This window comes from Tsukamurella sp. M9C (assembly GCF_020169415.1).
Taxonomy (GTDB): domain Bacteria; phylum Actinomycetota; class Actinomycetes; order Mycobacteriales; family Mycobacteriaceae; genus Tsukamurella.
Map to the genome: position 1 here is coordinate 16,870 of NZ_JAIULG010000034.1, position 20,205 is coordinate 37,074.

The window sequence follows — 20,205 nt, forward strand, 5'->3', positions numbered from 1 at the left end:
GAGTCTGCTCTTCGGTGCTGCCACCGCTCCAACTTAGCGTGCGCTCGGCGTCGGACGGGAGGGCTAGGGTGTGGGGGTGAGCTCAGTGTTCGATCGCCTGGTGGGGCAGGAAGCGGTGGTGGTGGGCCTGCGGGCCGCCGCCGAGGCCGCACGGGAGGTCGTCGCGAGCGGGGGCACCGTCGCCGATCTGGCGGGATCGTCCATGACGCACGCCTGGCTGTTCACGGGCCCGCCCGGCTCGGGGCGGTCCGTCGCCGCCCGCGCGCTCGCCGCCGCCCTGCAGTGCGACGATCCCGGGGAGCCCGGCTGCGGGCGCTGCCGCGCCTGCACGACGGTGCTGGCCGGCACCCACGCCGACGTGCGCGGCATCGCCCCCGACGGGCTCTCCATCGCCGTCAAGCAGATGCGCGAGGTGGTGGCCGACGCGTCGCGGCGGCCGTCCGTCGGGCACTGGCAGATCGTGCTCATCGAGGACGCCGACCGGCTCACCGAGCAGGCCGGCAATGCGCTGCTGAAGATGGTCGAGGAACCGCCCGCGCAGACGATCGTGCTGCTGTGCGCGCCGACCGTCGACCCGGAGGACATCTCGGTCACGCTGAAGTCCCGGTGCCGGCACGTGCCGCTCGTCACACCGTCGGCGCCCGCGATCGCGGCGGTGTTGGAGCGGGACGGCATCGACGCCGAGCGCGCGGCCTGGGCCGCGGGCGTTTCGGGCGGGCACGTCGGGCGGGCCAAGCGTCTCGCCACGGACCCGGAGGCGCAGAAGCAGCGCAAGCAGGCGCTGAGCCTGGCGCGGGCGGCCACGTCCGAGGGCGTCTACGGCGTCGTCGAGCAACTGCTGCGCGACGCGGAGAGCACCGCCAAGGAGCTCAACGCCGACCTCAACGAGCGGGAGACCGAGGAGCTCAAGACGGCGCTCGGCGCCGGCGGCGTGGGCCGCGGCACCGCGGGCGTGATGCGCGGGTCGGCCGGGCAGCTCAAGGACCTCGAGAAGCGGCAGAAGGCCCGCGGCACCCGCGCGGTGCGCGACGCGCTCGACCGCGCGCTCATCGACCTCGCCGCGCTCTTCCGCGACGCGCTGGTGCAGGGCTCGGGCGCGCAGGTCACGCTCATGCACCCCGACGAGGCCGAGCAGACCCGCCGGCTCGCCGGCTACGCCCGGCCCGAGGGGCTGCTGCGCTGCGTCGAGTCGGTGTTGGAGTGCCGTGAGGCGATCGACCTCAACGTCAAGCCCGTCGTCGCACTGGACGCGATGGCCGCGGGCGTCTCGTCGGCGCTCCGGGAGAACCGACGCTAGTCGCCCTTGAGCTGCACCTGCTCGAGGGTCGTCGACCACTTGCCGCCGTCGACCTTGACCAGCCCGGTGATCCACACCAGCACGTACCTCGACGACGGTGCGTCGCTCGCGGTGAACTCCGTGTCGCCGTTCGACAGGGTCCCGCTCCACACCCGCTGCGTGTCGTCGACCGAGCTCGGCGACGCGGAACCCGCGATCCGGATCTCCACCGTCGAGCCGGAGCTCGGCGACGTGATGGTGCCGGAGGTGATCCGCGTGGCCTTGTCGAGGGTGATCAGCAGGCCCGTGCCCTTCTTGAGGCCGCCGAAGCCGGGGCCGGAGAAGTAGTAGTCCGTACGCCACGAGGGCTTGTCGCCGGTGAGGACGTTCTCGGCGTAGTTCGAGCTCTCGGCCCCGCCCTGGAAGTACACCTGCTTGACCGAGGAGGCGGTCACCGTCGAACCTCCCCCGGACCCGCCCAGGTCGCCGATGGACGGCTTGACCAGGTAGAACACGCCCGCGGCGAGGGCGATGATCACGACGGCGGCGAGCGCGGCGACGGCCCGGCCCCACTTGCGGGGCGGCGCCGGAGGGGGCGCGACGGGCGCCTCCTGCCGGGCCGAGGCGGGCAGCTGCTCGGCGCGGGTGGGCGCCGGCTGGGCCGCGGTGTGCGGGCCGGGGTACTCGCCGGTCGGGACGTACTGCCCCGTCGGCGGCCCCGGGTAGGGCGCGGTGCCGGGCCCGGCGTGGGCGCCGGTGTGCTCGCCCGTGTACGCGGGCTGTTGGGCGGTGCCCGCCGGGATCGACTGTGGCGCGGTGCCCGACGGCATCGACGACGGTGCCTCCCCGCGCAGCCCGGCGACGAACTCGGCGCACGTGGCGTACCGGTCCTCGGGGCGCTTGGCGAGGGCCTTGCGGAAGACGGCGTCGAGGTGGCCCGGCAGCGACGGGTTGCGGGCGGTGATCTTCGGCGCGGGCTGGTTCAGGTGCGCCGCGATGACGGCGGCGGGGGAGTCGCCGGGGAAGGGCGGCTCGCCCGTGAGAAGTTCGAAGACGGTGCAGCCGAGCGAGTAGAGGTCGGCCCGGTTGTCGAGGATCTTGTTGTCGAAGGCCTCAGGCGACATGTACGCCATGGTCCCGACGGTGATCCCGGTCGACGTGACGCCCACCGCGTCGCCCGCGGCCTTGGCGATGCCGAAGTCCGCGAGCTTGACCTGCGGCGCACCGTCGGAGTCGAAGGCGACGAGGATGTTGGCGGGCTTGACGTCGCGGTGGGTGATGTTCGCGCGACGGTAGGCGTAATCGAGCGCTGCGCCGGCACCGTCGGCGATGTCGATCGCGAGCGACAGCGGCATCGGGCCCCGCTCGGCGACCATCCGCGCGGTGTCCGGCCCGGCGACGTACTCCATCGTGATCCACAGCCGACCGTCGACCTCGCCGCGGTCGTAGAGGTGGATGATGTTGCGGTGGTTGAGCTGTGCCAGCACGTAGGCCTCGCGGTCGAACCGCGCCTTGTACTGCGGGTTGCTGCTGACGGAGGTGTGCAGCAGCTTCAGCGCGTCCTGTCGGGGCAGGCGCGGGTGCTGGACCAGGTAGACCTCGCCCATTCCGCCGCCGCCGAGCTTGCGGACCACCCGGTAGCCCGCGATCTGCTGCTCGTTCATCCGCTCCCTCAAAAACGCGACCGCCCGTCGGCCGCACCGAGTCAACGGTAGCGGTAGACGGGCGGCAGCGGCGATCGTTGCAGGTCAGACGGTGACCTTGGCCTGCTTGCTGGAGCTCAGGCGCAGGCCGGACTCCTCGCCGAGCGACAGCTCGCTGTTCAGGCGCTTGGCGTCCTCGAAGTAGCTCATGGACATGCGCCAGTCGTCGGCCTCGCCCTGGCGGGGGAGCTCCTTGAGCGCGCGCTGGACGTAGCCGGCCTCGAAGTCGAGGGCCGGGCGGGTCGCCATGTCGGGATCGGCGACGGCGACCGCGGTGTCCAGGCCCTTCGCGTCCATCGTCGAGATGAGCTGGGTGATGTACTTCCACAGCATCCCGACCTTGAGCGTCCACGACGAGTTCGTGTAGCCGATGGCGAGAGCCGCGTTCGGGACGCCGGAGAGCATGGCGCCGCGGTGGATGACGGCGTTCGGCACGTCGACGTCGCGGCCGTCGACCGACAGGGTCACCCCGCCGAGCAGCTTCAGCTTGAGGCCGGTCGCGGTCACGATGATGTCGGCGTCGAGGTGCTCGCCGCTCGCCAGCTCGATGCCGGTCTCGTCGAAGGTCGCGATCTTGTCGGTCGCGACGTCCGCCTTGCCGGACCGGATGGCCTTGAACAGGTCGCCGTCGGGGACGGCGCACAGGCGCTGGTCCCACGGGTTGTACGGCGGGTTGAAGTGCACGTCCACCGGGTAGCCCTTGGGGAGGCGCTTGGCGTTCTCGTTGCGGATGATTTTGCGGGCGAGGTCCGGGAAGCGCTGGGCGAAGACGTACACGCCGCGCTGCTGCCAGATGAACCGCTTGCGGCTCAGGTCGTGACCGATCTTGTGGCCGAAGACCTTGTGCAGGGTGTTCGTGATCGGATCCTGCTTGGGCACCGGCATGATGTACGTCGGCGTGCGCTGCAGCATGGTGACGTGCCCGGCCGGCTTGTCGCTGGTCAGGAGCGACGGGACCAGGGTCACCGCGGTCGCGCCGGAGCCGATGACGACGACCTTCTTGCCGCTGTAGTCCAGGTCCTCGGGCCAGAACTGCGGGTGGACGATCTGCCCGGCGAACTTCTCGCGGCCCGCGAACTCGGGCGTGAAGCCCTGGTCGTAGTCGTAGTAGCCGCTGCCGAAGAGCACCCAGTTCGCGGTGAGCGCGATGCGCTCGCCGGCGTGGTCCACCTGCACGGTCCAGCGGCCGTCCTCGCTCGACCAGTCGGCGGAGACGACCTTGTGGTCGTAGCGGACCTTGTCGAGGAGGTTGTTCTCCTCCATGGTCTCGTGCAGGTAGTCGAGGATCTTGTGCGCGTCGGCGATCGAGTCCTTCGACTCCCACGGCTTGAACTCGTAGCCGAAGGTGTGCAGGTCGGAGTCCGAGCGGATGCCGGGGTACTTGAACAGGTCCCAGGTGCCGCCGAAGGTCGCGCGTCCCTCGAGGATCGCGAAGGACTTCCCGGGCAGCTCGGCGGTGATGTAGTGGCCGGCGCCGATGCCGGAGATGCCGGCGCCGATCACGATGATGTCGAGGTGCTCGGGCGTGGTGCTCGTCATGCTTGTCTCTCCTGGTCTCCGACGGATCGGCTGGGCTCAGTGATAGAACCGATGACTTACTCTCTCGCTCGACGGCCCGTCGCGGCCAGCGCAGAGTGCACCCGGTTGCCTCCCGGTCTGGTGCAGATCGTCACGCAGGGCCGTCGGGTCCGAGCCAGCGCAGCACGTCCAGGGCCACCGCCACCCCCGTGGGGTTGTCGGCCAGGGGGCGGGGCAGCAGCTCGTCGGCCCTTGTCAGGCGGCGGATCACGGTGTTGCGGTGGGTGTAGAGGCGCTCCGCCGTTCGCGAGGTGTTGAACTGCTCGTCGACGTACGCGGCGACGGTCTCCCGGGTCTCCTGATCGGCGTCCATCAGCGCGCCGAGGGTGTCGCGGACGAACTCGTCGGCCTTGCCCGTGTCGCTCGTGACCAGGGAGATCAGCGCGATGTCCTCGTACCGCGCGACGCGCCGTCGGGTGCGCAGCCGCGCCATCAGGCGCTGCGTCGTGCCGGCGTCGAGGTGACTGCGCCGGAAACCGTCCAGGTCCTCGCCCGGCCGCCCGATCGCGACCCGGACCTCGGGGTGGTCGGCCAGTTCTCGGGCGAGGTCGCCGGAATCGAGGTCGACGGTGCCCGGCAGCCACAGCCACAGGGCCGAGGCGCTCGCGACCACGGTCAGCGGCCGCGGGGTGCCCGCGCGGCGGGCCAGGGCGTGGGCGGCCGCGTCGAGGTCGCCGACGGTTCCGGTGGTCCAGATGACGGCCGCGGTGTGCGGTCCGGTGAGCCGGTAGCCGAGCTGCTGTTCGGCGCGGGGCCGGGTGATGGGGGCGCCCTCGAGGATCAGCGAGACCGCGGCCAGACGGTCCGCGTTGGTCCCGGTGGTCAGCTGCTCGCGTTCGCCGGCCATCCGGATCGTGATGGCGTCGATGGTGTCGTCGACGTAGGTCGACATCGACGCCCACGTCACCGCGAGGAGTTCCCGCAGCTCGGCGGGGTCGTCGGTGAGCTCGAAGCAGACGTTCATCCACAGCGTCCAGGCGGTGTTGAGGCCCTTGCGGTAGGTGTCGATGCCGTGCAGGTCGAGGCCCCGTCGGACCAGGTCGCGAGCGACGGCGAGGGCGTCGGCGGAGTCGATGTTCGGCGGCACCCGGCGGCCGGGCTGGGCCAGGTTGTGCGCCGCCCAGTGCAGCATGACGGCGGTGTCGGAGTTGCGGACCAGCTCGGCGAGGGTCGGGTCGGAGGCGATCGGCGAGAGGATGACGCCGGTCAGCGTCGCGTCCTGCAGCGCGGTCACCCACTCCTCGGGCGCGTTGCTCGCGAACTCCGCGGCGCGGCGGATCAGCTCCTTGACCCGGTCCGAGGGCTCGGGCCAGGTCTGTTCCGTCGGCGCACCCATGGGTGGAACCCTACTGACCCGCGGTCGGAACTAGGGTGTGCGCGTGACGGGAATGCGGTCGGCGGCCGGCTGGGCGGAGGCCCACCAGGTCCCGCTGTACGTCGCCGGGCTCGTTCTCGGGGCCGCCCTCGGGCTCGCGGTCCCGACGGTGGCGGGTCCCGCCGAGGCCGTCATCAACCCGGTGCTCGCGCTGCTGCTCTACGCGACCTTCCTCGGCATCCCGTTCGCGCGGATGGGGGAGGCGCTGCGGGACGTCCGGTTCCTCGGCACGGTGCTGGCGGTGAACTTCGTGGCGGTGCCGGTCGTGGTGCTCGCCCTGTCGCGGATCGTCGCGCACGACCGGGTGCTGCTCGTGGGCGTGCTGTTCGTGCTGCTCACGCCGTGCGTCGACTACGTGATCGTGTTCAGCGGCCTCGCTGGCGGCGCGCAGGACCGGCTCCTCGCCGCCGCGCCGCTGCTCATGCTCGTGCAGATGGTGCTGCTGCCGCTGTACCTGTGGCTGTTCGTCGGCGCCGACGTGGTGCGGACCGTCGAGTACGGGCCGTTCGCCGAGGCCTTCGTGTGGGTGATCGCGGTGCCGCTGCTGCTCGCGGGGGCGACCCAGTGGGCGGCGGCGCGGACCCGATGGGGCGCTGAGCTCGCGGCGGCGGTGGCCGGCGCGATGGTGCCGATCATGGTGCTGACGCTGGCCGTCGTGGTGGTCTCGCAGATCGCGGGCGTGCGCGACCAGCTCTCCTCGCTACTGCTCGCGGTCCCGGTGTACGTGCTGTTCGCCGCGGTGATGACGCCCGTCGGCGCGGCCGCGGGCCGGGCTGCGGGCCTGGACGTGCCGAGCCGCCGCAGCGTGGTCTTCAGCGGCGTCACGCGGAACTCGCTGGTGATCCTGCCGCTGGTCCTCGCCCTCCCCGCTGAGTACGCCCTGGCGCCGCTGGTGGTGGTCACGCAGACCCTCGTCGAGCTGGTGGTGATGGTCCTCTTCGTCCGCCTGATCCCGCGGTTGATCCGCTAGCCGAGATTCATCGATCGCTATCCTGACGTGATGGATGCGGATTCCGGTCAGGTCGTTGCTCGGCGGGCGACGCCCCTCGGCGTCGTCGGCGCGGTTCTGGCAGTCCTCGTCGTGGTCGAGGTGCTGGCCTGGCTGTGGGGTCAGACCGTCGGCACTGACCTGCTGTGGCAGGCGTTTTCTCTATTGGTCGGCGGCGTGCTCGTTGTGGTGTGGCTCATCTACCTCGCGACCTGGGCGGCCCGCCGCAAGCGGTTCGCCTGGCACCTGCTGATCATCCCGGCGATCGGCCTGCTCGGGATCGCCGCCGCGTTCACCGGTCTGCCGCACAAGGCGCGGTGGGCCTACGACGAACCCCGGCTCACCGCAGCAGCGCAAACAGTGCTGGCCGATCCGCGGACGGAGTTCTACGACCACGGCGACCGCCGGATCGGCACGCAGGAGGTGTACAACACCGCCAAGGTCGACGGAGTGGTCACCTTCTCCATCTTCGGCGGGGGTTTCAGCATCACGACGCTCGAGTACCGTCCCGACGGGAGTTCCCCGGATCGCTGCGGAACGAACCGCTGCCGACATCTGTCGGACGACTGGTGGCGCGTTCTGGTCGACTAAGCGGTCCGTTCATCTTCGCGACACGGACCGGCAGCGACGAGAGCCCGCGCACATTGAGCGAGTGCACCCGCTCGATGTTCTCGAAGTCCACCTCGTAGCCGCGCACCGTCGACACCACCTCGCCCAGCGCGATGTCCGCTTCCAGCTTCGCCAGGTGCGAACCGAGGCAGAAGTGGCTGCCGAAGCCGAAACTCAGTGAGGCGGAGGTGTCCCGCCCGATCCGGTAGGCGGCGGCATCGTCGAACACCCTCTCGTCGCGGTTCGCCGACGCCACTAGGAGCAGCACCCGATCTCCCTGGGGGATCACGGTTCCCGCGAACTCCACGTCGACGGCCGCGCGCCGTAACAGCATCTGCGTCGACGTGTCGTAGCGCAGGGTCTCCGCGGACCAATCCGGCACGGCCGACGGTGCGCCGAAGGGCTTCGCGCCCTCGTCGGGATGTCGTGCACCCCAGTACATGGCGTTGCCCAGCAGCTTCGTCGTGGTCTCGTTCCCGGCGACGATCATCAGGATGAGGATCCCGACGATCTCCGCGTCGGTGAGCGATTCCCTTGCGCCGCTGTCGTTCTCGACCTGGGCGGCGATCAGCGCGGAGATCAGGTCGTCGGCCGGCCGCGCGCGACGCGCGGCCACCAGGTCGACGTAGTACTGGTACAGCCCGAAGAACGCCTCGGCCGCCGGCTGGGGCACGTCGAAAACCCCGTCCTCGCGGTGGATCAGGACGTCGCCGAGGCGGCGCAGCTCGTCGCGGTCGGCGATCGGGACGCCCATCATCTCGGAGATCACCTCCATCGGGACGAGCGCGGCGAAGTCGGCGACGAAGTCGAATTCGGTCCGGTCCAGGCACGCCGCCCAGTGCTCGCGCACCCGCTGCTCGATCCACGGCCGCAGCGCGGCGACGCGCTTCGGGGTGAAGGCCTTGGCGACGAGCCGGCGGATCCGCAGGTGCCGCGGGTCGTCCATCGCGAGGAAGCTCATCGCGTACTCCGCGTCGGGGGTGTACGCCGCCGGCTCCAGCGTGACGCCCCACGCGCTGGAGAGGCGCTCGGTGTCGCGGAAGGCGGCGCGGACGTCGTCGTACCGCGACAGCGCCCAGAAGTCGCGCTCGGCGTTGTAGTACACGGGCTGCTCCGCGCGCAGCCGCTCGAAGACCGGGTACGGGTCGTCGTGGAAGGCGTAGGAGTACGGATCGAGAATTGAACTGGACATGTGTCCAGACAGTAGTCCAGAGATGTCCGGAAGGGAACAGGTTCTTGTTCGTCAGTGCGACATCATCAGGTCGACGGCGCGTGCCAGCGCGGCCTTCGAGGCCTCGAGGTCGAGGTACCCCATGCCGGCCTGGACGAGCACGCCGGAGTACGCGAGCTCGACCGACTCCACCAGGCCCGACGGTGCGCCGCACCCCAGGGCCTCCGTCAGCCGGGCGCGGATCAGCAGGCCGACCCGCAGCCGCGCGGACTGCGCGTCGGCCTCGTGGCCGAGGAGTGCGGTGTTCACCGCGGTCGCGAACTGCGGATCGATCAGCACCAGCTCGACGAGGCCGGTGAGCACCTGCAGGACCCGCTCCCGCGGCGCGGCCGCCGGGTCGGGCTCGACGAGCTCCGCCTCGACGCGACGCGCGAAGACCTCCGCGATCAGGTGGTTCTTCGACGAGAAGTACGTGTACGCCGTCGCGGGCGAGACGCCCGCGGCCCGCGCCGCCAGGCGCACGGTGAACCCGTCGACGCCGTGCTCGGCCAGCGTCGCCGGCACCGCGGCGCACAGCTTGGACACCGTCTCGGCCTGGGCGGGGGACAGTCGCCTGCGGGGGAGGTCGGTCGGGCTGGACATGCGTCCAGACGTTAGACCATGCGCCGTCTCGTCGGGTTCAGGCTCCGAAGGATTCGATCGCGATGCGAGCGCCGGCGATGAGGCGCGCGCGGGTGAACACCTCCGGCTGCGACAGCAGCAGTCTGCCGGACTCGATCACCAGGGCGACGATCATCCGGGCGTACAGCTCGTGATCGCGACGCGGGTCGTGCGTGGCCTCCTCGCCCGCGGTCATCGACAGCATGCGGGTCACCATCTCCGCGGCCTGGTCGCGCCCGCGGTCGACCGTCCTGCGGAACTCCGGGGTCGCGCTGTCGACGAGCTGCAGGATCGCGCTCCACAGGTCGGGCGAGGTGTCGAACATCTTCAGCAGATTCGCGTACAGCGCCATGGCGAGGTCCGCCCGGTTCTCCTGGGTCTTCGCCCGCGCCGCGGCGTCGTAGCACTGGGCGATCGCGCGGCGCTCCTCCCGCTCCAGCGATGCCCGAAGGAGCGCCGGGGAGTCGTCGAAGTGCTTGTAGACCACCGGACGCGATACCCCGGCGGCCTCGGCCACGGATTCGATCGACACCTTGTGCACGCCGCGCTCGACGACCACGCGGAGGACCGCGTCGAGCAGGTGCTCCCGGCGCTCCTCCGGCGTCATCCTCGGGGCGTACGGGCGCTTGGCCTCCGCCTTCGCCACATCTGTCATCACGCCGCCCCTCTCCTTCGGTCGTGTCGGGAATCCCGGGCAATCCTACGGCTTGTGTAGCTACAGCGATCGAAGCTACATTGTGTGTAGCTACAGTGAATGTAACTTTGGGAGATCGGTCGATATCACGACTCCCACGCCCGGATCCGCCGGATACGGCCGAACGGTGTTCGGCTCATCGAACGAGGAGTTGGTGCAGTGGACAACCGAAGTGATCGCGTCTGCGTGATCGGGGCCGGCTACGTCGGAAACGGTGTCGCCGGCGCCCTGAAGCGGGCCGGAGTGCCCTACGACCAGATCGAGGCCACCGACCGGATCGGCGGCAACTGGTCGCACGGGGTCTACGACTCGACGCACTTGATCAGCTCGAAGTCGTCGACCCAGTACGTCGAGTTCCCCATGCCCGCCGACTACCCGACCTTCCCCAGCCGGGCCCAGATGCTGGCCTACTTGCAGTCCTACGTCGATCACTACGGGCTCGCGGAGCACATCGAGTTCAGCACCGAGGTCGTCGACGTCCGTCCCGTGGGCGCCAACGGCATGGCGGGCTGGATCGTGCAGCTGGCCTCCGGCGAGGTGCGACGCTACCGCGCCGTGGTCGTGGCGAACGGCCACTACTGGGAGCGACACCTGCCGCAGTACCCCGGTGAGTTCACCGGGAAGCAGTTGCACTCGAAGGACTACAAGCGGCCCGCGGACTTCGCTGAGGGTGGAAGAGTCCTCGTGGTGGGGGCGGGCAACTCCGCCAGCGACATCGCCGTCGAGGCATCGGCGACCTTCGGCTCCGCCGACATCTCGATGCGGCGTGGTTACTGGTTCATCCCCAAGACGATGTTCGGTGTGCCCGCGTCCGAACTGGACCGGGTATGGATTCCGATGCCGCTGCAGCGCACGGCTTTCAAGGCCATGCTGCGCTTGAGTTACGGTGACTACGAGCGCTACGGCCTCAAGCGGCCCGACCACAAGCTGTTCACCCGCGACGTCACCGTCAACACCTCGCTGATGTACGCGCTCCAGCACGGCAAGGTGCGGCCGCGGCCCGAGATCGAACGGTTCGACGGTGCCACGGTGCACTTCACCGACGGCACCTCGGCCGACTACGACACCCTGGTCTGGGCTACCGGGTTCCGCACGCGATTCCCCATGCTCGACGAGTCGATGTTCGTCTGGGAGAACGGCGATCCGCTGCTGATCGAGCACGTGCTCGCGCCCCGGTTCGCCAACCTCTACCTGATGGGCCTCGTTGCCCCGCGTTCCGGCGCGGGACGGATCATCTCGCACGGCTCCGCCTTCCTCGCCGAGGCGATCCCGGCGCAGGCGCACTTCGCAGAGCCGCTCTCCGATGTCGTCGCTCGCTGGATTCCGGCGCGTTCGACGATGCTCGCCGGCTCGGCGGAGATCCTCGGCCGCGTCCGGCTGTTGCGCCAGGCGATACGACTGCTGGTGGCGAAGTCGGTGCTCCGCCCTCAGACTCCCGGGCTCCGGGCCCCTGCTCCGCGGTCGTCCGCGCCGCAGCCGTTCACCGCACTCGTCCCGCTCGATCCGACCCCACCGGCCGCCGCGCCCCAGCACGCCGCGCGTGTCGATTCCACACCCAAGGAGAGCATCCTGTCATGAGTCTTCCCACTCCCACACCGGATTCCCGGATCGTCGTCACCGGCGCCTCGAGCGGAATCGGTGAGGCGCTCGCCGAGTCCTTCGCCCGCCGCGGGTATTCCCTGATCCTCGTCGCGCGCCGTGAGGATCGGCTGCGGGCCCTCGCTGAGCGGCTCGCCGGCCGCTACGTGGTGCAGGTCGATGTCGAGCCCTGCGACCTGGCGGACGCGACCCAACGCGCCGAGCTGATCCGCCGCCTCAGCAACGTGGAGGTCAGCGGGCTCTGCCTGAACGCCGGCTTCGCCACCTACGGCAGCATCGTCGAGCTGGACGCCGACCGGGAGCGTGAGCAGGTCGAGCTGAACGTGGTAGCCGTCCACGACATCCTCGTCGGCCTCCTGCCCGCCCTGGTCGCCCGCGGCTCGGGAGTGGTCCTGGTGACGGGCTCGACCGCCGGCAACCAGCCCAGCCCGAACAACGCCACCTACGCGGCAAGCAAGGCCTTCGCGAACGCCCTCTCCGAATCGCTGCACGGCGAGCTCGCGGGCACCGGCGTCACCTGCACGCTGCTCGCCCCGGGGCCGGTGCGAACGGAGTTCGCCGAGGTCTCGAACCTCGGCGCCATCGAGCAGCGCCTCCCCGGGGTCGCCTGGGTCACCGCGGAAGTCGCGGCGGAGGCCGCCGTCCGCGGCGCCGGCGCCGGTCGCCGCCGGGTGGTTCCGGGCGCGACCGCGAAGCTGCAGGACTTCGGCGGCAAGTACGCGCCGCGCACCATCCTCAACCCGATCCTCCGCAAGGCCTACGGGGATCTCCGATGAGGGGCCGCGGATCGGAGTACGGCCTGCGCGGCAGCGTGCGGCAGGCGCTCGAGCTCGTGCCCCCGCGCGGCATGCTGTACCGGGACGCGCACTACTTCACCGCGACCGTCGAGGTCGACGTGCCGACGATGCAGTCCTGGCTCCCCGCGGGCGTCCACGCGGTGACCCCGGGGCGCGCGGACGTCTTCACCGCTTGGTTTCCGGACTGCACCTACGGCTCGGTGTATCACGAGGCCGGAATCTTCGTCCACATCAAGACGATCGGCGGGCGCACCGGTATCCACTGTCCGTGGATGATCCTCGACGACGACGTCGCCCTCATCCTCGGCCGCGAGCTGCTCGGCTATCCGAAGAAGCTCGGCGAGATCGAGTGGAACCTCGAGGAGCCCTGCATCTCCGCCAAGGCCGTCCGCCGGGGAACCGAGGTGATCGCCATGAGCGGCCGCCTCGGGGAGCTGATCGAGGACGCACCCCCGATCCTCGGCCGGCCGCACCGCAACGTGACCGGGACCCTCGGCGTGGCCGTGCCCCGGATCGTCGGATTCACACCGGGCGAGCATCCGATCGAGACCCGCGCGGTGCACCTCGACGAGTTCCGCATCGCCGGGTCGGATCGCGACCCCATCGACCGGATGGGCCTCGGCGAGGTCGTCGACGCCCGCCTGCATCGGGTGGATCTGTCGGCCGGGATCCCCCCGATCCCGCTGCGCCCCCTGACCCCTCTGTTCTCCCTGACCCGCCTGCGACCGAGAGTGCTGTGAGCATCATGACCGAATCCCTCCTGTCCGAACCCCTGGTCCTGCCCTGCGGGCAGATCCTCTCCAACCGCATCGCCAAGGCCGCCATGAGCGAACAGTTGGCCAAGCGCGACGGCACCGCGAGCGACGAGCTCCGCCGCCTGTACGCCGTCTGGGCCCGCGGCGGCGCCGGCCTGCTGCTCTCGGGGAACATCATGATCGATCGGGACGCCCTCACCGAGCCCGGCAACGTGATCCTCGACGACGCCCGCGGCCTGGAGGCGATCCGCGCCTGGACGGGCGTCACGTCGGGCACCGACGCCAAGATCTGGGCCCAGATCAACCACCCGGGCAAGGTCGCGGTCTCGCCGTTCGATCGTCGCCCCGTCGCCCCCTCGGCGCGACGCAGCACGGTGCCCGGCTACAACATCCGCAAGCCGCGGGAGCTCTCGTCGAGCGAGGTCGGCGACATGATCGCCAAGTACGCCCGGACCGCCGAGCTGGCCGTGGCAGGCGGTTTCGACGGAGTGCAGGTGCACGCCGCCCACGGCTACCTGCTTTCGCAGTTCCTCTCGCCGCTGTCCAACCAGCGCAACGACGAGTGGGGCGGCGACGAGACCCGGCGCATGCGGGCGCTCCTGGAGACCGTCGCGGCGGTGCGCGCCGCCGTCGGCAACGGCGTCCCCGTCTCGGTCAAGCTGAACTCGACCGACTTCCTGCGCGGTGGTTTCGATTCCGAGCAGGCGCTCGCCGTGGCGCTCACCCTGGGGGAGGCCGGTATCGACCTGCTCGAGATCAGCGGCGGGGGCTACGAACAGCCCGCCATGACGGGCGTCGCGGCGGGACAGGCCACGGGGGCGGATGGGCGCGGCTACTTCTTCGACTTCGCGCAGCGGATCCGCGCCGCCTCGACGGTGCCGATCATGCTCACGGGCGGCCTCCGCGACCCCGCCGTCATGGACGAGATCCTCGGCGCCGGCGTCGTCGACGTGATCGGCGTGGGACGACCGCTCACCTTCGTCCCGGATTACCCGCGACACCTGCTCGACGGTCACGCCCCCGCGCTCCCCAAGAGCGCGCCGCGCGTGGGGTATCGGCCCGCGAACGGATACCTCGAGTTGGCCTGGCACAACAACCAGCTGCACAAGATCGCCGCAGGCAAGACCCCGCAGCGCCGCCCCGGGATCCGGACGCTCGCCCAGTCGCTGACGCGCATCACGGTCGCCGCCGGCAAGCAGATGTCCATCCCGCGGTAGCCCGAGAAACCAGAAACGCCAGGCCGGACGTGTCGTCCGGCCTGGCGTTTCTCGTGAGCTGCCTGCGAGAATCGAACTCGCGACCTTTTCATTACGAGTGAAGCGCTCTACCGACTGAGCTAAGGCAGCGTGGCCCCGCACGGATGCGTGACCGAGGACCAAGTGTACTGACCGCCCCGTCGACCACCAAATGCACCGCTCAGCTGGTACGTCTCGCCAGTACCTGCTCCCGGAGGATGTCGGCGTGCCCGAGGTGCTGCGCCAGCTCGCGCAGGACGTGGAGGTAGGCCCACCGCAGCGGTAGAGGGCCGAGACGGTGTCCGGGGAGGACGTCGTCGAGCGCGAGGTCGGCGGTCGCCCTGCGCGATGCGGCGCACACGTCGGCGTAGGTGGCGCGCACCGACGCGATGTCGTCGGCGTCGATGAGGATGAACGACTCGTCGGGGGTCTCCGGGATGCCGATCTCTGCGCGCGTCCGGCCCGTGAGTGCGGAGTCGAACCACACCTTTTCGACGAACGCGCCGTGTTTCACCAGGCCCAGCAAGGTGGTGCGCGACGGCACGAGTGAGGCTCGCGCCTCCTCCTCCTCCGTGAGTCCGTCGAGCGTCGCGGCGAGCCTGGCGCGGTGCTCGTCGAGGAAGGTCTCGAACTGTTCGCGTATCTGCGCGTCGAGGGTCGTGCGCCCGATGGTCGGCTGCGTCATCGCACCCGCTCCCGCGGCGACGGTGACCAGGCGTCAGGAGGCGGTGCCAGTGGCGCAGGCGCCACAACTTGCCGGATCCCCCAGACGATGGGGCCGAGTACCGGGACCATCCAGGACGCCCTACTCCATGCCCGCTTCCGGCGGGGCGACATCGCGGTGGGCCGGATCGATGCCGTCGCGCTGCGAGCGGAGAGAATCCAGACGGCCATGGCGATGAGCAGAGCAGGCAGTCCGATGATCAGGAGGAACACCAGGAACATCTCGTCGTTGAGTTCCTTGCACATGGGGACCTCGGGCATCCGCGCGCATTCGCTCAAACCGGCTTCCGCGAGGATGGGCACCGTCGTCATGCCCTGATGCTACTGAGCGCCGGCCCCCTGGCGTCGCGCCGGAGAGTGCCGATGACCGGCCTGACGATGTCCGATCTGTCACGTGCGGTCACGATGTCATAGGCGCCGGGGCGGACCGTACGCCCGCCCCGGCGCCGTCGGGCTACTTGCCGGAGATCCAGGACGGGATCGCGGGCCCGGGCACGTCGAAGGCCTTCGCGATGTCCGCGAGGATGTGGTACGCGCCCTGCACGCTCACGGCGCTCATCCACTCGGCGTCCTTGACCTCGACGGTCCGCGGCTCGAGCGGCGCCCACAGCGGGTTCTGCCGGTAGGTGTTGAGCGAGTCGACGCCCTTGTCGCCGTTGGTGGTCACGAAGATCTTCGTGCCGTCGGCCTCGGGGATGCGCTCGGCGCTGATCTCGGTCATGAACTCGTCGATGTTCTGCGATGCGGGCCGCGCGAGGCCGGCGTCCTGCAGCACGATGCCGGAGAAGGACTTCTTCGCGTAGAGCCGGGTGGGGCCGTCGAGGAAGCGGACCACGGAGATCGTGGTGTCGGGTCCGGACTTGGCCTTCACCGCGTCACCGACGCGGCGTGCCTGCGCCTCGTACTCGGCGAGGCGCTGGTCGGCGAGGGTCTCCTTGCCGAGGGCCTTGGCCAGCAGCCGGATGTTGTCCTTCCACGTCGGGCCGGTGGTCTCGCTGAAGACCGTCGGCGCGATGCCGGTGAGCTGCGCGTACTCCTTGGCGTGCCGCACCTTGGCGCTCACGATGAGGTCGGGCTTGGTGGCGATGATCTTCTCGAGCGACGGCGCGGCCAGCTTGCCCACGCTCTGCGCCTCGGCCCCGTAGTTCGTCGCGGACGCCCCGAGGTAGTCCGGGAGCTTGCTGCCCAGCGTGTTGTACTCGGTGAACGCGACCACCTTGGTGTCGAGCATCAGCGTCGCGTCGGTGAAGGAGGCGTCCAGCGCGGCGACGCGCTGCGGCTGGCTCGGGATGGTCGTGCTGCCCATCGCGTGCTCGACGGTCCGCGGGAATCCGCCGGCGGCCGCGCTGCTGCCGGCCGCCGTGTCCGACGGTGCGCCGCTGCCGCACGCCGTGAGCGCGCCGATCGTGAGCGCGGCGAGCGTCACGCGCGCCAGGGAGAGCTTCATGGGTACGAGGTTTCCTTCCTCCCCGCGGGCATCGCGAGGATCGCGAGAAGGAAGGTTACGCTCGCCTTAGTGCTGGATACAACAGTGATTAGCGCTGGTCAGGGTTTGCAGGTGGCCGTCCGGGGCCGCGCATCGGCTGCGCCTTCCGCGGCATCCGGCCCGCGTCATCGAGCGCCCGGCGCAGGAGGAACTCGATCTGCGCGTTGACGCTGCGCAGATCGTCCGCGGCCCATTTCGCGAGCGCCTGATAGACGGCGGGATCGATCCGGAGCGGGACCGCCTTGCGGCCCCGCTCCGGTCGGTCGCCCGCGGCGGGGCGCTCGGGGGAGTCGGTCGAGCCCACTAGCTGTACAGGCTCCCCGTGTTCACGACGGGCGTGGTGCGGCTGTCGGAACACAGCACCACCAGCAGGTTCGAGACCATCGCCGCGCGTCGGTCGTCATCCAGCTCGACGGTGCCGTTGTCCTCGAGCCGGGTGAGCGCGTTCTCGACGATGCCGACGGCGCCCTCGACGATCTTCTCCCGCGCCGCGAGCAGCGCGGAGGCCTGCTGCCGCTGCAGCATGGCCTGCGCGATCTCCGGCGCGTAGGCCAGCGACGAGATGCGGGCCTCGAGGATCTCCAGGCCGGCGAGCTCGACGCGGGCGGCGACCTGCTCGGCCAGCTCCGCGGCCACCTGATCGGTGGACCCGCGCAGCGATGTCGCGCCGGCGACCGCGTCGTCGGCGTCGTACGGGTGACTCGTGGTCACGTGCCGCAGGGCCGATTCCGCCTGCGAGACGATGAACTCCTCGTAGTCCTCCACCGCGAACGTGGCGCGTGCCGTGTCCGCGACCTGCCACACGATGATCGACGCGATGTTCACCGGGTTGCCGGTCGAGTCGTTGACCTTGAGCTCGGCGGTCTCGAAGTTGTGCACGCGCACCGAGACCCGCTGCCGCGTGGTCAGCGGCAGCACGAGGCCGAGGCCCTGGGTGCGCACGGTGCCGACGTACCGGCCGAAGAGCTGCACCACCAGGGTGTGCCCGGGCGCGACCACGACGACCATGCTGATGAGCAGCAGTGCCGCGATGCCGAGCAGCACGCTGACCACGATGAGCGCCGGCGCCTTCGCCGAGATCGACAGCACGACGAGGCCGACGGCCCCCGCGATGAGCGCGAGGAAGCCGAAGAACGCGGCCACCGCGGCGCCGGCCCCGGCGTGCCACGCCGCCCGCTCCGTGATCGCCACCTGGGTGTCCTCGGGTTGAACGATGCCTGTCATCACCCCTCCTTATTCTGATATCACTTAAGTAAGTGATATCAGTTTTTCGTTCGCGACGTCAAGGACGCGTCAGGGTCCCGTCAACGACTCTTCCCGCCGGACGAGGTCGGCAATAGCGTTCCGAGCCATGACCTTCCTGCTGATCGTGACGGGCGTGCTGCTGCTCCTGCGCCTGGTCAACGAGCTGTACTACCGCCGCGTCGATCGTCTTCCGATCGAATCGCGCTGAACCGAAGGCTTGACCTCAACCGGGGTTGATAAGCGAGCCTGGAGGCATGGCTGACGACCTCTCGCGGAACCCTGCCCGCGACCTTCCGGACATCCTCGGCGACGGCGCGCCCGGCGACGCCACGGCGATCGTGGACTTCGTCTCCGAGGTGCTCGAGGCGCAGCGCGCGGGCAGCGTCCCGCGCGTGCGCTCGCTGTTCCGCGACGACGCGGTCTGGACCACGGCGCACGGACGCCGCCTGCACGGTCGCGCCGCGATCGACGCCTTCCTGGCGCGCACGGTCCACGGCTCGATGGCGCGCGGCGCCGCCGACTACGTCGTCGAGCGGGTCCTGTTCATCCGCCCGGACGTGGCCGCGGTCAGCGTCCGGGTCCGGCCGCTCGGGCCCGACGGTGCGCCGCACCCCGCGGTCCCGGACGCGGCGCCGCTGTACGTGCTGTCCAAGGACGACGGTGCCTGGCGCATCGCCGCCGCGCAGTCCACGGCCGTCTTCGACGATCCGGCGGCGCAGCACCGGCGCGCCGGGTAGCCTTCGCACCGCGTCCGGCGGTGATGTTCCCGCAATCGCGTGATCGACTCCCGCGAAAAATGGAACGTGTTACAGTTCTGCCCACGAGACCGTGAGCGTCGAGCTGTCCTGCCTGGGCTTTTCCGACGGCGCTGCGGGAGAGGGGTAGCACCATGGCGACATCACAGCCCGAAACCGACGACGTGACCGTCGAGTCCGTCGACGAGCCCGGCACCGGCGCGAACCAGCCCGAGGCGTCCGGGACGACCGCGTCCGAGACCACGGCGAAGATCTCCACCGCCAAGCCGCGGCCCGCCGCGAAGGCGCGACCGGCGGCGGAGAAGGCCGACGAGGCGCCGCGCGGCATCGTCGTCACGCCGCTCATGCTGGCGCTGTCCGCCGTCGTCGTGCTGCTCGCGGTCGCCGCCACGGCCTTCGGCTTCCTCTGGCAGTCGGCTGCGTCCGACCGGGACGACGCGCGCGATCAGCTCGCCGCCGTCACCGCGACGCAGGAGACGGACGCGCGCGCCGAGGACATCGCGAAGAAGTACGCGATCGGCGCCGCCACCATCGACTACCAGAACCTGGCCGCGTGGCGCACCGCGCTCACGGCCGGCACCACCGACGAGCTCGCGAACCAGCTCCGCGAGGCGTCCACGCAGTTCGAGCAGGTCGTCGTGCCGCTGCAGTGGCAGTCCACCGCGACGCCGCTCGGGACCATCGTCGCGTCCACCAAGGACGGCCTGATCACGGTCAACGTCTTCGTCAACATGATCACCAAGAGCACGCAGCGCCCCGAGGGCATCCCGTCGACGGCCACCTACACGCTGACGATCGACACCAAGCAGGACTGGAAGATCAGCGACGTGCGCGGCATGGACGCCGCCCTGTCCGGCAAGTAGCGGTTCCATACGAAACGGCGCGGACCTCAGGGTCCGCGCCGTTCGTCGTGTCAGGGATTGCGGGTCAGGGCTGGCCGGGCAGGAGCTGCACCATGAGGCCCTCGCCGTCGGCGAGCAGGGTGCCGTCCTCCTCGGTGAGCCGGGCGGTGATGAAGGTCTTCCGCCCGTCCACGCGGTCGACCTTGCCCTCGATGACGAGCGGCACGTCCAGCGGCGTCACCTTGCGGTAGTTCACGTGCAGGTACGCGGTGCGGCTGATGGGCCGCTTCGCGGCGTAGACCACGTTGCCGAAGTTGTCGTCGAAGATGAGCGGCAGCACGCCGCCGTGCGCGACCCCGCCGCCGCCCAGGTGGTACCGGCGCAGCACGCCGCGGGCGACCACGGACTCCTCGTCGAACTTCTCGACGTGGAAGGGCGGCATCAGCAGGCTGCCGCGCCCGGGCAGCGACATGCTGCGGTTCGCGGGCCCCTTGCCCTCCCGCGCCGCGTACGGCGCCAGCAGTTCGACGAGTTCGGCTGCTCTGTCCCGCGCGGCCGCGTACACCTCGTCGGGGGCGTCGACGCACACCGCGAGGTCCTGCAGGCGCCGCATGTTCTCGACGAAGTCGCCGAACGCGGGCGGCGGCGTGGCCTCTCGGAATCGCGGGATCTCGCTCCGCAGGTCCACCTTGTCCGAATCCGAGTCGCTCATCC

Annotated in this window: 21 protein-coding genes and 1 tRNA gene; 9 read left to right on the plus strand and 13 right to left on the minus strand. The window is 70.3% G+C overall.

The genetic code is table 11. From position 1 onward, the window contains the following. Positions 1-76: 76 nt before the first annotated feature. Positions 77-1,297, plus strand: a complete 1,221-nt coding sequence (locus LB823_RS15935) for a DNA polymerase III subunit delta' (RefSeq protein WP_224648457.1) — start codon at positions 77-79, stop codon at positions 1,295-1,297. Here the strand turns inward: LB823_RS15935 and LB823_RS15940 are convergent. The 3 genes from LB823_RS15940 to LB823_RS15950 all read right to left on the minus strand — a co-directional run bounded on the left by LB823_RS15940 (position 1,294) and on the right by LB823_RS15950 (position 5,893). Further along, positions 1,294-2,940, minus strand: coding sequence for a serine/threonine-protein kinase (locus LB823_RS15940; RefSeq protein ID WP_224648459.1), 1,647 nt, complete (start codon positions 2,938-2,940; stop codon positions 1,294-1,296). The genes LB823_RS15935 and LB823_RS15940 overlap by 4 nt on opposite strands. 84 nt (positions 2,941-3,024) lie before the next feature. Continuing rightward, positions 3,025-4,518 carry an NAD(P)/FAD-dependent oxidoreductase gene (locus LB823_RS15945; RefSeq protein WP_224648461.1) on the minus strand — a complete coding sequence of 498 codons (1,494 nt, stop codon included), beginning with the start codon at positions 4,516-4,518 and terminating at the stop codon, positions 3,025-3,027. A 130-nt stretch (positions 4,519-4,648) separates the two neighbouring features. Continuing rightward, complete coding sequence (locus LB823_RS15950; RefSeq protein WP_224648464.1) at positions 4,649-5,893, minus strand: CdaR family transcriptional regulator; 1,245 nt, start codon at positions 5,891-5,893, stop codon at positions 4,649-4,651. A gap of 52 nt (positions 5,894-5,945) precedes the next feature. Here LB823_RS15950 and LB823_RS15955 point away from each other — a divergent pair, with 52 nt between their 5' ends. Both LB823_RS15955 and LB823_RS15960 read left to right on the plus strand, forming a co-directional pair. Then, positions 5,946-6,902, plus strand: a complete 957-nt coding sequence (locus LB823_RS15955) for an arsenic resistance protein (RefSeq protein ID WP_224648559.1) — start codon at positions 5,946-5,948, stop codon at positions 6,900-6,902. A 30-nt stretch (positions 6,903-6,932) separates the two neighbouring features. Next, the gene (locus tag LB823_RS15960; protein ID WP_224648466.1) at positions 6,933-7,511 is read left to right on the plus strand and encodes a hypothetical protein; all 579 of its coding nucleotides are present in this window, start codon (positions 6,933-6,935) and stop codon (positions 7,509-7,511) included. On the opposite strand, the gene LB823_RS15965 is transcribed toward LB823_RS15960, so the two are convergent. From LB823_RS15965 to LB823_RS15975, 3 genes are read right to left on the minus strand one after another with little or no spacing between them, the layout of a single operon-like run. Beyond that, on the minus strand, positions 7,408-8,721 hold the full coding sequence (locus LB823_RS15965) for a cytochrome P450 (protein WP_224648469.1): 1,314 nt from the start codon (positions 8,719-8,721) through the stop codon (positions 7,408-7,410). The two genes, LB823_RS15960 and LB823_RS15965, sit on opposite strands and share 104 nt — an antisense overlap. A 51-nt stretch (positions 8,722-8,772) precedes the next feature. Beyond that, positions 8,773-9,342, minus strand: coding sequence for a TetR/AcrR family transcriptional regulator (locus LB823_RS15970; RefSeq protein WP_224648471.1), 570 nt, complete (start codon positions 9,340-9,342; stop codon positions 8,773-8,775). Between the two features lie 37 nt (positions 9,343-9,379). After that, positions 9,380-10,015 carry a TetR/AcrR family transcriptional regulator gene (locus tag LB823_RS15975; protein ID WP_224648473.1) on the minus strand — a complete coding sequence of 212 codons (636 nt, stop codon included), beginning with the start codon at positions 10,013-10,015 and terminating at the stop codon, positions 9,380-9,382. 198 nt (positions 10,016-10,213) lie between these two features. Between LB823_RS15975 and LB823_RS15980 the strand changes: the two genes are divergently transcribed. The 4 genes from LB823_RS15980 to LB823_RS15995 are packed head-to-tail and all read left to right on the plus strand — an operon-like array spanning position 10,214 to position 14,422. After that, on the plus strand, positions 10,214-11,632 hold the full coding sequence (locus tag LB823_RS15980; protein WP_224648475.1) for an NAD(P)/FAD-dependent oxidoreductase: 1,419 nt from the start codon (positions 10,214-10,216) through the stop codon (positions 11,630-11,632). Continuing rightward, positions 11,629-12,429 carry an SDR family oxidoreductase gene (locus LB823_RS15985; protein WP_224648478.1) on the plus strand — a complete coding sequence of 267 codons (801 nt, stop codon included), beginning with the start codon at positions 11,629-11,631 and terminating at the stop codon, positions 12,427-12,429. The genes LB823_RS15980 and LB823_RS15985 overlap by 4 nt, the downstream gene beginning before the upstream one ends. Next, entirely contained in the window at positions 12,426-13,190 is a 765-nt protein-coding gene (locus tag LB823_RS15990) for an acetoacetate decarboxylase family protein (RefSeq protein WP_224648480.1), read from the plus strand. The genes LB823_RS15985 and LB823_RS15990 overlap by 4 nt, the downstream gene beginning before the upstream one ends. Positions 13,191-13,195: 5 nt before the next feature. Further along, positions 13,196-14,422, plus strand: a complete 1,227-nt coding sequence (locus tag LB823_RS15995) for an NADH:flavin oxidoreductase (RefSeq protein WP_224648482.1) — start codon at positions 13,196-13,198, stop codon at positions 14,420-14,422. A 56-nt stretch (positions 14,423-14,478) separates the two neighbouring features. On the opposite strand, the gene LB823_RS16000 is transcribed toward LB823_RS15995, so the two are convergent. From LB823_RS16000 to LB823_RS16025, 6 genes are all read right to left on the minus strand, one after another. Beyond that, a tRNA-Thr gene (locus LB823_RS16000) sits at positions 14,479-14,551 on the minus strand. 70 nt (positions 14,552-14,621) lie between these two features. Beyond that, positions 14,622-15,125, minus strand: a complete 504-nt coding sequence (locus LB823_RS16005; protein ID WP_224648484.1) for a DinB family protein — start codon at positions 15,123-15,125, stop codon at positions 14,622-14,624. Continuing rightward, complete coding sequence (locus LB823_RS16010; RefSeq protein ID WP_224648486.1) at positions 15,122-15,475, minus strand: hypothetical protein; 354 nt, start codon at positions 15,473-15,475, stop codon at positions 15,122-15,124. The genes LB823_RS16005 and LB823_RS16010 overlap by 4 nt, the downstream gene beginning before the upstream one ends. 142 nt (positions 15,476-15,617) lie before the next feature. Beyond that, positions 15,618-16,610, minus strand: coding sequence for an ABC transporter substrate-binding protein (locus tag LB823_RS16015; protein ID WP_224648489.1), 993 nt, complete (start codon positions 16,608-16,610; stop codon positions 15,618-15,620). A gap of 88 nt (positions 16,611-16,698) precedes the next feature. After that, entirely contained in the window at positions 16,699-16,953 is a 255-nt protein-coding gene (locus LB823_RS16020) for a hypothetical protein (RefSeq protein WP_224648491.1), read from the minus strand. Further along, a complete protein-coding gene (locus LB823_RS16025; RefSeq protein ID WP_224648493.1) occupies positions 16,953-17,873 on the minus strand; it encodes an SPFH domain-containing protein in 921 nt (306 codons plus the stop codon). The genes LB823_RS16020 and LB823_RS16025 overlap by 1 nt, the downstream gene beginning before the upstream one ends. A 275-nt stretch (positions 17,874-18,148) precedes the next feature. Here LB823_RS16025 and LB823_RS16030 point away from each other — a divergent pair, with 275 nt between their 5' ends. Both LB823_RS16030 and LB823_RS16035 read left to right on the plus strand, forming a co-directional pair. Then, complete coding sequence (locus tag LB823_RS16030; protein WP_224648505.1) at positions 18,149-18,631, plus strand: SgcJ/EcaC family oxidoreductase; 483 nt, start codon at positions 18,149-18,151, stop codon at positions 18,629-18,631. A gap of 152 nt (positions 18,632-18,783) precedes the next feature. Next, the gene (locus tag LB823_RS16035; RefSeq protein ID WP_224648507.1) at positions 18,784-19,512 is read left to right on the plus strand and encodes a hypothetical protein; all 729 of its coding nucleotides are present in this window, start codon (positions 18,784-18,786) and stop codon (positions 19,510-19,512) included. 64 nt (positions 19,513-19,576) lie between these two features. Here the strand turns inward: LB823_RS16035 and LB823_RS16040 are convergent, their stop codons facing one another. Beyond that, positions 19,577-20,203 (minus strand): PaaI family thioesterase, encoded by a 627-nt coding sequence (locus LB823_RS16040; protein WP_224648509.1) that lies wholly within the window; start codon positions 20,201-20,203, stop codon positions 19,577-19,579. Between the last annotated feature and the right edge of the window lie 2 nt (positions 20,204-20,205).

Bases quoted from the DNA above. Each gene is read 5' to 3' on its own strand.
- LB823_RS16030 (WP_224648505.1), top strand. From the start codon at position 18,149: ATGGCTGACGACCTCTCGCGGAACCCTGCCCGCGACCTTCCGGACATC.
- LB823_RS16005 (WP_224648484.1), bottom strand. From the start codon at position 15,125: ATGACGCAGCCGACCATCGGGCGCACGACCCTCGACGCGCAGATACGC.
- LB823_RS16010 (WP_224648486.1), bottom strand. From the start codon at position 15,475: ATGACGACGGTGCCCATCCTCGCGGAAGCCGGTTTGAGCGAATGCGCG.
- LB823_RS15960 (WP_224648466.1), top strand. From the start codon at position 6,933: ATGGATGCGGATTCCGGTCAGGTCGTTGCTCGGCGGGCGACGCCCCTC.
- LB823_RS16035 (WP_224648507.1), top strand. From the start codon at position 18,784: ATGGCGACATCACAGCCCGAAACCGACGACGTGACCGTCGAGTCCGTC.
- LB823_RS15950 (WP_224648464.1), bottom strand. From the start codon at position 5,893: ATGGGTGCGCCGACGGAACAGACCTGGCCCGAGCCCTCGGACCGGGTC.
- LB823_RS16040 (WP_224648509.1), bottom strand. From the start codon at position 20,203: ATGAGCGACTCGGATTCGGACAAGGTGGACCTGCGGAGCGAGATCCCG.
- LB823_RS15965 (WP_224648469.1), bottom strand. From the start codon at position 8,721: ATGTCCAGTTCAATTCTCGATCCGTACTCCTACGCCTTCCACGACGAC.
- LB823_RS15945 (WP_224648461.1), bottom strand. From the start codon at position 4,518: ATGACGAGCACCACGCCCGAGCACCTCGACATCATCGTGATCGGCGCC.
- LB823_RS15955 (WP_224648559.1), top strand. From the start codon at position 5,946: ATGCGGTCGGCGGCCGGCTGGGCGGAGGCCCACCAGGTCCCGCTGTAC.
- LB823_RS15970 (WP_224648471.1), bottom strand. From the start codon at position 9,342: ATGTCCAGCCCGACCGACCTCCCCCGCAGGCGACTGTCCCCCGCCCAG.
- LB823_RS15995 (WP_224648482.1), top strand. From the start codon at position 13,196: ATGACCGAATCCCTCCTGTCCGAACCCCTGGTCCTGCCCTGCGGGCAG.
- LB823_RS15975 (WP_224648473.1), bottom strand. From the start codon at position 10,015: ATGACAGATGTGGCGAAGGCGGAGGCCAAGCGCCCGTACGCCCCGAGG.
- LB823_RS16025 (WP_224648493.1), bottom strand. From the start codon at position 17,873: ATGACAGGCATCGTTCAACCCGAGGACACCCAGGTGGCGATCACGGAG.
- LB823_RS15940 (WP_224648459.1), bottom strand. From the start codon at position 2,940: ATGAACGAGCAGCAGATCGCGGGCTACCGGGTGGTCCGCAAGCTCGGC.
- LB823_RS15990 (WP_224648480.1), top strand. From the start codon at position 12,426: ATGAGGGGCCGCGGATCGGAGTACGGCCTGCGCGGCAGCGTGCGGCAG.
- LB823_RS15985 (WP_224648478.1), top strand. From the start codon at position 11,629: ATGAGTCTTCCCACTCCCACACCGGATTCCCGGATCGTCGTCACCGGC.
- LB823_RS16015 (WP_224648489.1), bottom strand. From the start codon at position 16,610: ATGAAGCTCTCCCTGGCGCGCGTGACGCTCGCCGCGCTCACGATCGGC.